The sequence below is a fragment of the Streptomyces sp. SID5469 genome (genome assembly GCF_009862865.1).
In the GTDB taxonomy this organism is placed as follows: Bacteria; Actinomycetota; Actinomycetes; order Streptomycetales; family Streptomycetaceae; genus Streptomyces; species Streptomyces avermitilis.
The window spans coordinates 7,157,109-7,170,108 of record NZ_WWIN01000001.1 but is presented as its reverse complement, the minus strand read 5'-3'; the positions used below and the strand labels follow the sequence as shown (position 1 = coordinate 7,170,108).

The following is a 13,000-nucleotide window of genomic DNA, read 5'->3' as shown; positions in this document are numbered from 1 at the left end:
CCCACTCGTCCCATGCCATGTGGGGGCCCTCCCCGTACGTCGGTCGTGCCAATGGACGCCTTCGCTTTCGTGCACGGTAGCAACTTGTATGAGCTACGGCCTAAGCCGGGCCAGCGCCACCAGGCGGCGCGCGAACACGGCATGCACGCTCTCAGGCACTTCTACGCCTCCGTCCTTTTGGACGCCGGCGAGAACACCAAGGCACTGAGTCACTATCTCGGACACAACGATCCGGGCTTCACGCTTCGCGTCTACACGCACCTCATGCCGAGCAGCGACGCGCGGGCCCGGAAAGCCGTGGACACCCTCTACAGCGACACACTTTCGACGCCTGACGGCCCGCAGACGGCCCAGGAGGACTGACACGCCATGGGGCCGACGGTCCATGACCGTCGGCCCCATGCGTCATTCAGCGGGACACCCGCCCTGATGACCGGCGCCTACAGCACCGGCAGGTTCTTCCGCAGCTCGAAGGCCGTCACCTCGGAGCGGTACTCCTCCCACTCCTGCTTCTTGTTGCGCAGGAAGAAGTCGAAGACGTGCTCGCCCAGGGTCTCGGCGGCCAGCTCGCTGCGCTGCATGAGTGCCAGCGCCTCGCCGAGGTTCTGCGGCAGGGGCTCGATGCCCATCGCGCGGCGCTCCGCGTCCGAGAGGGCCCACACGTCGTCGTCGGCGCCCGGCGGGAGCTCGTAGCCCTCCTCGATGCCCTTGAGGCCCGCCGCGAGGAGCAGCGCGTACGCCAGGTACGGGTTCGCGCCCGAGTCGAGGGAGCGGACCTCGACGCGGGCCGAGCCGGTCTTGCCGGGCTTGTACATCGGGACGCGGACCAGTGCGGAGCGGTTGTTGTGGCCCCAGCAGATGTACGACGGAGCCTCGCCGCCGGCGCCTGCCGTGCGCTCCGAGCCGCCCCAGATGCGCTTGTAGGAGTTGACCCACTGGTTGGTGACGGCCGAGATCTCCGCCGCGTGCTTCAGCAGGCCGGCGATGAAGGAGCGGCCGACCTTGGAGAGCTGGTACTCCGAGCCGGACTCGTAGAACGCGTTGCGGTCGCCCTCGAAGAGCGAGAGGTGGGTGTGCATGCCGCTGCCCGGGTACTCCGAGAACGGCTTCGGCATGAAGGTCGCCTGCACGCCCTGCTCCAGCGCCACCTGCTTCATGACCAGGCGGAACGTCATGATGTTGTCCGCCGTCGAGAGGGCGTCGGCGTAGCGCAGGTCGATCTCCTGCTGGCCGGGCGCGCCCTCGTGGTGGGAGAACTCGACCGAGATGCCCATCGACTCCAGCATGGTGATCGCCTGGCGGCGGAAGTCCATGCCGACGTTCTGCGGGGTGTGGTCGAAGTAGCCGGAGTTGTCGGCCGGGGTCGGGCGCGAGCCGTCCAGCGGCTTGTCCTTCAGCAGGAAGAACTCGATCTCCGGGTGGGTGTAGAAGGTGAAGCCCAGGTCGGAGGTCTTGGCGAGGGCGCGCTTGAGGACGTAGCGCGGGTCCGCGAAGGACGGGGAGCCGTCCGGCATGAGGATGTCGCAGAACATGCGGGCCGTGCCGGGGGCCTCGGCGCGCCACGGCAGGACCTGGAACGTCGACGGGTCCGGCTTGGCGATCATGTCGGACTCGTATACACGGGCGAAGCCCTCGATGGCCGAGCCGTCGAAGCCGATGCCCTCGTCGAAGGCCTGTTCCAGCTCGGCCGGGGCGACGGCCACCGACTTGAGGAAGCCGAGTACGTCCGTGAACCACAGACGTACGAACCGGATGTCGCGCTCCTCCAGTGTCCGGAGCACGAACTCCTGCTGCTTGTCCATCTTCCGCTTCCACCCATCCTTGCTGGTCAGGCCGCCTGCTCCCACGCCCGGGGGACGGTCGGGGCACCTGAGCATCCCACCACAACACCATTTCGTGCGCGTTGCGGACCTTGATCGGCCGGCCGACCTCGGCCTGAACGCCTCGCGTACAGCAGGTGTCCTGCTCTGACGCCCATCTTGCCTGCTCCGACGCGTATCCGTAATGGCCGCCCCTCGCGTTCTCTCCTGACCCACCTTAATTTGCATATCAGATGCAAGTTTTAATACCGTGCCGAGCAGACGAGAGGGGTACGCCCCGCCCCTCCGGCCCCGGCTCAGAGGAGTCCCGATGCTGTCCGAGCAGTCCGCCGCCACCGTGCGCGCCACCCTCCCCGCCGTCGGCGCGGCCGTCGGCGAGATCACCGCGCGCTTCTACGACCGGCTGTTCGCCGCCCGCCCCGAGCTGCTGCGCGACCTCTTCAACCGCGGCAACCAGGCGGCGGGGACGCAGCGGCAGGCGCTGGCGGGCTCGATCGCCGCGTTCGCCACGTACCTCGTGGAACACCCGGACGAGCGCCCCGACGCGATGCTGGACCGCATCGCCCACAAGCACGCCTCCCTGGGCATCGCACCCGGGCAGTACGCGGTCGTCCACGAGCACCTCTTCGCGGCCATCGCCGAGGTCCTCGGCGACGCGGTCACCCCCGAGGTCGCGGCCGCCTGGGACGAGGTCTACTGGCTGATGGCGAACGCGCTCATCGCCATCGAGCGGCGGCTGTACGCGCAGCACGAGAACACCGGTGACACCGGCGGCCGGCGGCCCTGGCGGGTCGTGGAGCGCGTGGACGAGACCGCCGACGTCGCCGCCTTCCGGCTGCGCCCGGCCGACGGCCGGCCCCTCCCGGACTTCCGCCCCGGCCAGTACGTGTCCGTCCGCGTCGAACTCCCGGACGGCGCCCGCCAGACCCGCCAGTACAGCCTCGTCGGCGCGCCCGGCTCACCGGAGCTGCGGATCGCCGTGAAGCGCGTCCACGGCGGTACGACACCGGACGGCGAGGTCTCGAACCATCTCCACGCGCGCGTGCGCGAGGGCAGCGTCCTGGAGCTCTCCGCCCCGTACGGCGATCTCGCCCTGGAGGCCACGGACGTGCCCCTGCTGCTCGCCTCCGCCGGCATCGGCGTGACCCCGATGATCGCGATGCTGGAGCACCTCGCCCTGACCGGCCACCGCGCCCCGGTCACCGTCGTGCACGCCGACCGCTCGCCGGCCGAGCACGCCCTGCGCGCGGACCACGAGGCGTACGCGGCCAAGCTCGCGGACGCGGCCGTCCACTTCTGGTACGAGCACCCGGAGCCGGGGCACCCGGCCGACCGCACGGGGCTCGTCGACCTGACCGGCGTGCCGGTCTCCGCCGGCACGCGCGCGTACCTGTGCGGTCCGCTGCCCTTCATGCGCGCCGTCCGTACCCAGCTCATCGAGAAGGGCGTGGCACCCGCCGACATCCACTACGAGGTGTTCGGACCCGACCTCTGGCTCGCCCGGGAGAGCTGAGGAGCGCCGGTGATACCCAGCAGCAGCGGCCCGGTCGGGGCCGCGACCATGTCCTGCACGGTCAGCGGGTCCAGCGACGCGAAGAACGCCTCCTGGGCCCGCCGCAGCGCGCCCCGCAGCCGGCACGCGGAGTTGAGCGGGCAGGGCGTGGACCCCTCGCAGTCGACGACGTCGCCGTCCCCCTCGAAGGCGCGCACGACCGCGCCCACCGAGGCCGTGCGCCCCGCCTCCATGAGCGCGAGGCCGCCGCCGCGGCCGCGGCGGGCCGTGATCAGCCCGAGGTGCTGGAGTTCGGCGACGACCTTCGCGGCATGCGTGTACGGCACGTCCATGTCCGCCGCGACCTCGCGGGTCGTGGGGCTGGAATCACCCGTGACGGCGAGCCGCATCAGGACACGCAGGGCGAGATCGGTGGAGCGCAGCAGCCGCATGGCGCCAGCGTAAATAATGCGCATCCACGGTTCAAATTATCGGGCGAAAGCCACCTCTTCGGCCATTCCTATGACCTTTCCCATGACCTTCCTGCAAACGGCCATCGGTGTCCCACTACGATCAGCGCACTCGACCGTCCCTCCCCCAAAGGACTCGCCATGGGTTCCGCCAAGAACACCAGCAACGCGCAGCGCAAGGCCCGCATAGAGGAGATGCGCCGGGCCGAACGTTCTCGTGAGCGCCGCAACCGGATACTCACGATCGCGGCCAGCGTGGTGGTCGTCGCCGGTCTCGTCGTCGGCGGTGTCGTCCTCGTCAAGTCTCAGTCGGACGACAAGGACACCTCGGCGAGTGACTCGAAGACTTCCTCGGGCCACTTCGTGACGGGTACGGACGGGGTGAAGACGTGGAAGGGCAAGCTGGGCCGTACCCACGTCACCAAGACCGTGGACTACCCGATGGAGCCCCCGGTCGGCGGTGACCACAACCAGGTCTGGATGAACTGCAACGGCGACGTCTACACCAAGGCGGTCAACAACATGAACGCCGTGCACTCCCTGGAGCACGGCGCGGTGTGGGTGACGTACAACAGCAAGGCGTCGGACGCGGACGTCAAGGCGCTCGCGGCGAAGGTCAAGAAGACGCCGTACACGCTGATGAGCCCGGTCGACGACCAGAAGGCCCCGATCATGCTCAGCGCGTGGGGCAAGCAGCGCACGGTGAAGAGCGCGAGCGACCCGGACGTCGACAAGTTCTTCGCGGAGTTCGTGCAGGGCAAGCAGACGCCCGAGCCCGGTGCCGCCTGCACCAACGGTCTGGCTCAGTGACCCGGCACATCGGCTGGGTCGCGGGGTCCGCGGCGGCCGTGCTCGTCGCGGCCGGGGCGATCACGTACGCGGTCGCGGAGGACGGCGGCTCGTCGGCGACGACGCCGACCGCCGGCTCCGCGGACGCCGGTTTCGCGCGGGACATGGCGGTCCACCACCAGCAGGCCGTCGAGATGTCGTACATCGTGCGCGACCGCACCAAGAACGAGGAGGTGCGGCGCCTCGCGTACGACATCGCGCAGACGCAGGCCAACCAGCGCGGCATGCTGCTGGGCTGGCTCGACCTGTGGGAGCTGCCGAAGGTGTCGGCGGACGCGCCGATGACCTGGATGGGCATGGGCGACATGGCCTCCGGCAAGGACGGCGCGCTGATGCCGGGCATGGCGACCAACACCGAGCTGAAGAAGCTGAACACGCTGAGCGGCGAGCAGGCCGAGGTCCTCTACCTCCAGTTGATGACCGACCATCACAAGGGCGGCATCCACATGGCGGAGGGCTGTGTCGCCAAGTGCACGGTCGGCGTGGAGAAGAAGCTCGCGCAGGGCATGGTCGACGCGCAGCAGTCGGAGATCGACCTGATGGCGGACATGCTCAAGGAACGGGGCGCGAAGGCGCGCGACTAACGCGCCCGCGCTCCGGGACGACTCGCGCGCCCATGCTCCGGGCCGGTGAAAGGGAAAACCCTCGATCGGAGACAGGGACCCTCCCAAAACGTCCCAAATAACCGCCAATCAAGGCCACTTGAGCTCTTCTTGGCCTTTTCATTCCCCTGGCATGAACGGTTCATCGCCAGAGTGGCCCCCACCACGTGATCCTTTTCCCCCTGCCCTCCTGCGGCACGGGGTCTACGCGGATCACCGGCCGACCACTACATGCGACGAACCGCATCGCAGGGGGTTCTATGAGATCCAACCGCGCCAGAACGCGCGCCGGGGTGAGCATGGCAGCGACACTGCCGCTGCTCGCCGGTGCGCTGGCGCTCGGCATACCCGCGGCCCATGCCGCGGACGGCCCGAGCCGTGACACGCTCGCGGGCACCAAGCCCGCGTGGGCCACGGCCACGGCGGACAAGGGTGCCACCGACAACGGCTCCCAGGTCTCCGCCCGGGTCTACCTGGCCGGCAAGGACGCGGCGGGCCTGGCCGCCTACGCGAAGGCCGTGTCCGACCCGAACTCGGCCTCGTACGGCAAGTACCTCAGCGCCCAGCAGGCGCAGGCGCGTTTCGGCGCCACCAAGGCGCAGGTCGCCGAGGTGACGGACTGGCTGAAGTCGGCGGGCCTGAAGGTCACCGGCAGCACGCAGCACTACGTCACCGTGACCGGCGACGTGGCCGCCGCCGAGAAGGCGTTCGGCACCCAGCTGCACAACTACGTCAAGGGCGGCAAGACCTACCGCGCCCCGGCGAAGACGGCTTCGGCCCCCGCGGCACTGGACGGCGCCGTCCTGACCGTCACCGGCCTGGACAACGCCCCGCACAAGGCGACCCACGCGGACACGCTGCCGCCGCCGGACGCCGTGTTCCACAACTCCGGGCCGTACTCCTCGTACTACGGCTCGAAGGTGGCGACCTCGCTGCCCAAGGCGTACGGCAAGAAGATCCCGTACGCGGTCAAGGGCTACACCGGCAAGCAGCTGCGGGCCGCCTACGGCGCGGGCAAGGCGACCGGCAAGGGCGTGACGGTGGCCATCACCGACGCGTACGCCTCGCCGACCATCGCCTCGGACGCGGCCACCTACGCGGGCAAGCACGGTGACGCGAAGTACGCCAAGGGCCAGCTGGCCCAGGTGCTGCCGAGCGACTACACGAAGACCGAGGAGTGCGGGGCGGCCGGCTGGTACGGCGAGGAGACCCTCGACGTCGAGGCCGTGCACGCGGTCGCCCCCAAGGCGAACATCGTGTACGTCGGCGCGGCGTCCTGCTACGACAGCGACCTGCTCGACTCGCTCAACAAGATCGTCGACGGGCATCTGGCCGACATCGTCTCCAACTCGTGGGGCGACATCGAGGCCAACGAGACGCCGGACGTCGCGGCCGCCTACGACCAGACGTTCAAGCTGGGCGCGATCGAGGGCATCGGCTTCTACTTCTCCTCCGGCGACAACGGCGACGAGGTCGCCAACACCGGTACGAAGCAGGTCGACACCCCGGCCAACTCCGCCTGGGTGACGGCGGTCGGCGGCACCTCGCTGGCGGTCGGCAAGGGCGACAAGTACCAGTGGGAGACCGGCTGGGGCACCCTGAAGGCCTCGCTGTCCGCGGACGGCAAGAGCTGGACGAGCTTCCCGGGCGCGTACAGCTCGGGCGCGGGCGGCGGCACCAGCAAGACGGTGGCGCAGCCGTTCTACCAGCGCGGAGTCGTCCCGAAGTCGCTCGCCAAGGCGAACGGTTCGACGCCGATGCGCACCGTGCCGGACATCTCGGCGATCGCCGACCCGAACACCGGTTTCAAGGTCGGCCAGACGCAGACCTTCCCGGACGGGACGCAGAAGTACGACGAGTACCGCATCGGCGGCACCTCGCTCGCCGCTCCGGTGATCGCGGGCGTCCAGGCGCTCGCGCAGGAGCAGCGCGGCGGCCGGGCGATCGGCTTCGCCAACCCGGCGATCTACGACCGCTACGGCTCCAAGCTCTACCACGACGTGGTGGACAAGCCGACCGGCCGTGACCTCGCCGTGGCGCGGGTGGACTTCGCCAACGGGTTCGACGCGGCCGAGGGTCTGCTGACCTCGGTCCGCAGCCTCGGCAAGGACAGCTCGCTGAAGGCCGTGAAGGGCTACGACGACGTCACCGGCGTGGGCTCGCCCGCTCCCGGCTACGTCACCTCGTACCGCCGTCACTGAGCCGACAGCGCGTCGCGCCCGCCTCCCTTCACCGGGCGGCGGGCGCACGTGTGTGCGGGGCCGGTGCCCGGGCGAGCGGCAGGACGACGACGCGGCAGGCACCGGACGGTGTCGTACGGCCGGGGCCGAGGGGCTGAGGGCGGCAGGGCATGCGGCCGTGATCGGCGCCGGGGGCGGGGCGGGAGCGGGGGCCGCACGGTGTCGGCCGGGGCCGCGCCGACTGTACGGACTGCCGGGGGCCGCCTGTACGGGCCGCGGGGGCGCCGCCTGTACGGGCCGCGGGGGCGCCGGGTGCACGGGCCGCAGGGGGCCGCGCCCGGGCGTGGGGCGCCCCACATCCCGCCCTCAGGACATCGTGTCGCTTTGACGATTACACTGGGCCCGTGCCTCAACTACGCCTCGCCCTGAATCAGATCGACTCGACCGTCGGCGACATCGCCGGCAACGCCGAGGCGATCCTCCGTTGGACCCGGCACTCCGCCGAGCAGGGAGCGCATCTGGTGGCGTTCCCGGAGATGGCGCTGACCGGGTATCCCGTCGAGGACCTCGCCCTGCGCTCCTCGTTCGTCGAGGCCTCGCGCACCGCGCTGAGGGAGCTGGCCGCCCGCCTGGCCGAGGAGGGCTTCGGGGAGCTGCCGGTGCTCGTCGGCTACCTCGACCGGTCCGAGAGCGCCCAGCCGAAGTACGGGCAGCCCGCGGGCGCTCCGCGGAACGCGGCGGCGGTGCTGCACCGCGGCCGGGTGGCGCTCACCTTCGCCAAGCACCACCTGCCGAACTACGGCGTCTTCGACGAGTTCCGCTACTTCGTGCCCGGTGACACGATGCCGATCGTGCGGCTGCACGGCGTCGACATCGCGCTCGCCATCTGCGAGGACCTGTGGCAGGACGGCGGGCGCGTGCCGGCCGCGCGGTCGGCCGGGGCCGGACTGCTGCTCTCCGTCAACGCCTCGCCGTACGAGCGCGACAAGGACGACACCCGTCTCGAGCTGGTGCGCAAGCGGGCCCAGGAGGCCGGCTGCACGACCGCGTATCTCGCGATGATCGGCGGCCAGGACGAGCTGGTCTTCGACGGGGACTCGATCGTCGTCGACCGGGACGGCGAAGTCGTCGCGCGGGCGCCGCAGTTCTCGGAGGGCTGCGTGGTCCTGGACCTGGATCTCCCCGCCGCCGAGGCCGAGCCGCCGACGGGGGTCGTGGACGACGGGCTGCGCATCGACCGCCTCGTCATCTCCGAGGAGCCGCTGCCCGCCTACGAGGCGGAGCTGGCCGGCGGATACGCGGACCGGCTCGACGCCGACGAGGAGGTCTACTCCGCGCTGGTGGTCGGGCTGCGGGCGTACGTCGCGAAGAACGGCTTCCGTTCGGTGCTGATCGGCCTCTCGGGAGGTATCGATTCAGCGCTGGTCGCGGCCATCGCGTGCGACGCGCTCGGCGCGCAGAACGTGTACGGCGTCTCGATGCCGTCGAAGTACTCCTCCGACCACTCCAAGGGTGACGCGGCCGAGCTGGCGCGGCGTACGGGGCTCAATTTCCGTACCGTGTCGATCGAGCCGATGTTCGACGCGTACATGGCTTCGCTCGGGCTGACCGGGCTGGCCGAGGAGAACCTCCAGTCCCGGCTGCGCGGCACCACGCTGATGGCGATCTCCAACCAGGAGGGGCACATCGTGCTGGCGCCGGGCAACAAGTCCGAGCTGGCGGTCGGGTACTCCACGCTGTACGGCGACTCGGTGGGCGCGTACGGGCCGATCAAGGACGTGTACAAGACGTCGATCTTCCGGCTGGCCGAGTGGCGCAACCGGGCGGCGGCCGAGCGCGGCCAGACCCCGCCGATCCCGGAGGCCTCGATCACCAAGCCGCCGAGCGCGGAGCTGCGCCCCGGCCAGGTCGACACGGACTCGCTGCCGGACTACCCGGTGCTGGACGCGATCCTCGAGCTGTACGTCGACCGGGACACGGGCGCCGACGCGATCGTGGCGGCGGGCTACGACCGTGAGCTGGTCGTCAAGACGCTGCGGATGGTCGACACCGCCGAGTACAAGCGCCGCCAGTACCCGCCGGGCACGAAGATCTCCGCGAAGGGCTTCGGCAAGGACCGCCGGCTGCCGATCACCAACCGCTGGCGCGAGCACTCGTGACGGTACGCGGGTGACGCGTCACGGCAGCCCGTAGGCAGGTACGCGAAAGGGGGCGCCCCGGCGAGGGGCGCCCCCTTTCGCGTACCCGGGAGTTCAGCGGTGTGCCGACTCCGTGCGCTGGGGAACGTGCGTGGCGACCAGCCGGCCACTCGTCGTGACCGCCACGGCGAGCGCGCGGCGGCGGTCCACCGCGTACGCCGTGCCCGCGACCGCCAGGCCCAGCACCGCGAGGGCGGCTCCAGCGAGCGCCGGGGAGGTGGCGCCGAAGCCCGCGGCCAGGGCGAGACCGCCGATCCAGGCGCCGCCCGCGTTGGCCAGGTTGAAGGCCGCCTGGTTGGCGGAGGACGCCAGGGACGGGGCCGCCGACGCCTTCTCCATGACCATCAGCTGGAGCGGCGAGCCCGTGACGAACGCGGCCGCGCCGAGGAGGGTCACACCGAGGGCCGCGCTCCACTGCGTGGTCATCAGGAGCGGGAACAGGGACAGCACCACGACCAGCGACACGAGGCCGCCGAAGAGCGTGCCGCGCAGCGAGTGGTCCGCCAGGCGGCCGCCGACGAGGTTGCCGGCCGTCGCGCCCACGCCGAACAGGGCGAGCAGCAGGGTGACGCTCCCGTGGGCGTAGCCGGCGGCGTCCGTCAGCATCGGTGTGATGTAGCTGTACGCCGAGAAGAGCGCGCCGAAGCCGGCGACCGTCGTGCCGAGCGCCAGCCAGACCGGCAGCGAGCGCAGGGCCGTCAGCTCGCCGCGCAGGCCGCCGGACGTGGCGTGGGTGTGGTCGTGCGGGACCAGCAGGGCCAGCGAGGCGATGGCGGCCAGGCCGATCGCGCTCACGCCCAGGAAGGTGGCCCGCCAGCCGAGGTGCTGGCCCATGAGGGTGGCGACCGGCACACCGGCGACGTTCGCGACCGTCAGGCCGAGGAACATCAGCGAGACCGAGCGGGCCTTGCGCTCGGGCGCGACCAGATTGGTGGCGACGACCGCGCCGACGCCGAAGAACGCGCCGTGCGGGAGGCCGCTGAGGAAGCGGGCCGCGAGGAGCCAGTGGTCGTCGGGGGCGAAGGCGGACAGCGCGTTGCCGACCACGAACAGCCCCATCAGACCGATCAGGACCTTGCGGCGGGACAGCCGGGCGGTGACGGCCGCCAGGAGCGGGGCGCCGATGACGACGCCGATCGCGTACGCCGAGACCAGGTGGCCGGCGGCGGGGATGGATATGTGCAGGTCGTCCGCGACGTCGGGCAGCAGACCCATGATCACGAACTCGGTCGTGCCGATGCCGAAGGCGCCCACGGCGAGGGCCAGCAGGGCGAGGGGCATGAGAGGCCTTTCACGAGCAAGGTGGTGGAGCGGCGCCCCGTGCGGGCAAGCTCCGTCCGTACATGACCGCGCGTGCACACCGCTGTGCACGCGCAGCTTAAGTTCATCTACGGAACAAATAGGCTCGGGCCGAGTATTCCACGAGCTAGGAAGCAGTTGCGGAGATCTTCACGCGGGCCGCGATCGGGAGGTGGTCGCTGCCCGTCCTCGGCAGGGTCCACGAGGTCACCGGATCGACGCCCTTGACCATGATCTGATCGATCCGGGCCATCGGGAACGACGCGGGCCAGCTGAATCCGAAGCCGCTGCCGGCCGCGCCCTGGGTGGAGCGCAGCTGCGAGGTGATGTTGCTGAGCGAGCGGTCGTTCATCGTGCCGTTGAGGTCGCCGAGCAGGACGACGTCCCGCAGCGTCTCGTCGGCGATGGCCTCGCCCAGCGCGTCGGCGCTCTTGTCGCGCTGGTGGGCGGTGAACCCGGCCGCCAGTTTCACCCGGACCGAGGGCAGGTGGGCGACATAGCCCGCGATCTCCCCGAACGGTGTGACGATCGTCGCCCGCATCGCGCGCGTCCAGCCCAGCTTGATGTCCACGGGCCGGACGTCCTTCAGGGGGTACTTGCTCCACAGCCCGACCGTGCCCTGCACCGAGTGGTACTTGTACGTCGCCGCCAGCGCCTTCTCGTACACCGGCACCGCCGTGGCCGTCAGCTCCTCGAGCGCCACGACGTCGGCTCCCGAGGCGGCCACGTCGCGGGCGGTGCCGGACGGGTCGGTGTTGTCCGCGTTGACGTTGTGGGTGGCGACGGTCAGATCGCCGCCGCTGCCGGCCCGGTCGGTGAGCAGCCCGCCGAAGAGGTTCAGCCAGACGATCGTGGGCAGCAGTACGGCGATCACGGCGGTCGCCGACCTGCGGACGAGCCCGAGGGCCAGCAGCAGCGGCACGAAGACACCCAGCCAGGGCAGGAACGTCTCCACCAGACTGCCCAGGTTGCCGATGGTGTTCGGGATCTGCGCGTGCAGCACCATCACCAGCGCGAGGACCACCGCGCAGGCTGCGACGACCAGTCCGCGGCGCCAGATCCCGCGGTCGCCGCGCAGGCTGTCGTACAGGCGCCGGAGCCGGGACCCTCTGCGGTCGGACTCCGAGCCGCCGCTGCCCGTCTCCGTCACGTACGCCTGCGCCATACCGTCGCCTCACAACCTGCCGTGCACACCGTCACTCCCGCGCCTACGACCCTAGGGGATGATCGGTTCCGATCTCGCCGTCCCATGACGGCCGTACGGGCACGAGGACGACGAACCCGGCGTCCGGAGTTCCGAATGAGGGCGCGTGACGGGGCCTCTGTGACGAAACGCGCACATTAGTGGTGCGGCGTACGCCGTTTGACGAGACGTACGCCGCTCGACGAGATGTGCGCCGTGTGACGAGACGTACGCTCCACGGCCCGGAACGTGTGCGCCTCACGGCCCGGTCGGGCGCAGTCCTGTCAGGAGGGCGTCGACTATCTGTTCGGCGAGCTCCTCGGGCAGATCGCCGTCGGGGCGCAGGACGGTACGCACGAGCATGGGGCCGACGAACAGGTCGTTGACGAAGTCGATGTCCAGGTCGGCCCGGAGCTCGCCGTTCTCCTGTCCGCGGCGCAGGACCTCCGCGCCGAGCCGGCGCCGTGGTTCGACCACGGTCGCGTGGTAGGCGGTCCAGATCCGGGGGCTGCTCTTCATCTGTGCGTAGACGTTGTGCAGGATCGCCGACGAGCGGGCGAGCAGGCCCCGTTGACGCAGCGACTCCAGCATGACGACGAGGTCGTCGCGCATCGAGGTGCCGGGGAGTTCGGGGTCGGCGGGCTCGGCGGCGCGCAGGACGTCGACGAAGAGCTCCTCCTTGTCGCGCCAGCGGCGGTAGATGGTGGCCTTGCCGACGCCCGCGGTGCGGGCGACGCGCTCCATGGAGAGGTCCGCGAGGGGGACGCCGTCTTCGAGGAGCTTCATCACGCCCTCGATGATGGAGCGTTCGACGGCCTCGCTCCGGGGGCGTCCCCTGGCGGGGCCCTCACGCCTGGCTCGGCTGTCCGCGAGGCTCACGTTCGACTCCGTCCCTGTCGCTGTGCTG

Annotated in this window: 11 protein-coding genes; 6 read left to right on the top strand and 5 right to left on the bottom strand. The window is 70.6% G+C overall.

Annotated elements, in window-relative coordinates; genetic code table 11:
* The first annotated feature begins 141 nt into the window (after window positions 1–141).
* Window positions 142–363: a tyrosine-type recombinase/integrase gene (locus GTY58_RS31030; RefSeq protein ID WP_237528922.1), complete on the top strand. Its 222-nt coding sequence runs from the start codon at window positions 142–144 to the stop codon at window positions 361–363.
* A 77-nt stretch (window positions 364–440) separates the two neighbouring features.
* Here GTY58_RS31030 and GTY58_RS31025 read toward each other — a convergent pair whose 3' ends face one another.
* Window positions 441–1,802, bottom strand: a complete 1,362-nt coding sequence (locus GTY58_RS31025; protein WP_010987356.1) for a glutamine synthetase family protein — start codon at window positions 1,800–1,802, stop codon at window positions 441–443.
* A gap of 328 nt (window positions 1,803–2,130) precedes the next feature.
* Between GTY58_RS31025 and GTY58_RS31020 the strand changes: the two genes are divergently transcribed.
* Entirely contained in the window at window positions 2,131–3,333 is a 1,203-nt protein-coding gene (locus GTY58_RS31020; protein WP_010987355.1) for a globin domain-containing protein, read from the top strand.
* Here the strand turns inward: GTY58_RS31020 and GTY58_RS31015 are convergent.
* Window positions 3,288–3,764 (bottom strand): Rrf2 family transcriptional regulator, encoded by a 477-nt coding sequence (locus GTY58_RS31015; protein ID WP_037645636.1) that lies wholly within the window; start codon window positions 3,762–3,764, stop codon window positions 3,288–3,290. The genes GTY58_RS31020 and GTY58_RS31015 overlap by 46 nt on opposite strands.
* A 159-nt stretch (window positions 3,765–3,923) precedes the next feature.
* Between GTY58_RS31015 and GTY58_RS31010 the strand changes: the two genes are divergently transcribed.
* From GTY58_RS31010 to GTY58_RS30995, 4 genes are all read left to right on the top strand, one after another.
* Window positions 3,924–4,592 carry a DUF3105 domain-containing protein gene (locus tag GTY58_RS31010; RefSeq protein WP_010987353.1) on the top strand — a complete coding sequence of 223 codons (669 nt, stop codon included), beginning with the start codon at window positions 3,924–3,926 and terminating at the stop codon, window positions 4,590–4,592.
* Window positions 4,589–5,215 (top strand): DUF305 domain-containing protein, encoded by a 627-nt coding sequence (locus tag GTY58_RS31005; RefSeq protein WP_010987352.1) that lies wholly within the window; start codon window positions 4,589–4,591, stop codon window positions 5,213–5,215. Before GTY58_RS31010 ends, GTY58_RS31005 begins: the two co-directional genes overlap by 4 nt.
* 278 nt (window positions 5,216–5,493) lie before the next feature.
* Window positions 5,494–7,434, top strand: coding sequence for a S53 family peptidase (locus tag GTY58_RS31000; RefSeq protein WP_078234548.1), 1,941 nt, complete (start codon window positions 5,494–5,496; stop codon window positions 7,432–7,434).
* 383 nt (window positions 7,435–7,817) lie between these two features.
* Complete coding sequence (locus GTY58_RS30995) at window positions 7,818–9,572, top strand: NAD+ synthase (RefSeq protein WP_010987350.1); 1,755 nt, start codon at window positions 7,818–7,820, stop codon at window positions 9,570–9,572.
* 93 nt (window positions 9,573–9,665) lie between these two features.
* Here the strand turns inward: GTY58_RS30995 and GTY58_RS30990 are convergent, their stop codons facing one another.
* The 3 genes from GTY58_RS30990 to GTY58_RS30980 form a co-directional block, all read right to left on the bottom strand.
* Entirely contained in the window at window positions 9,666–10,892 is a 1,227-nt protein-coding gene (locus GTY58_RS30990) for an MFS transporter (protein WP_010987349.1), read from the bottom strand.
* 145 nt (window positions 10,893–11,037) lie between these two features.
* Window positions 11,038–12,075 (bottom strand): endonuclease/exonuclease/phosphatase family protein, encoded by a 1,038-nt coding sequence (locus GTY58_RS30985; protein WP_010987348.1) that lies wholly within the window; start codon window positions 12,073–12,075, stop codon window positions 11,038–11,040.
* A gap of 276 nt (window positions 12,076–12,351) precedes the next feature.
* Window positions 12,352–12,972 (bottom strand): TetR/AcrR family transcriptional regulator, encoded by a 621-nt coding sequence (locus tag GTY58_RS30980; protein ID WP_010987347.1) that lies wholly within the window; start codon window positions 12,970–12,972, stop codon window positions 12,352–12,354.
* Window positions 12,973–13,000: the final 28 nt, after the last annotated feature.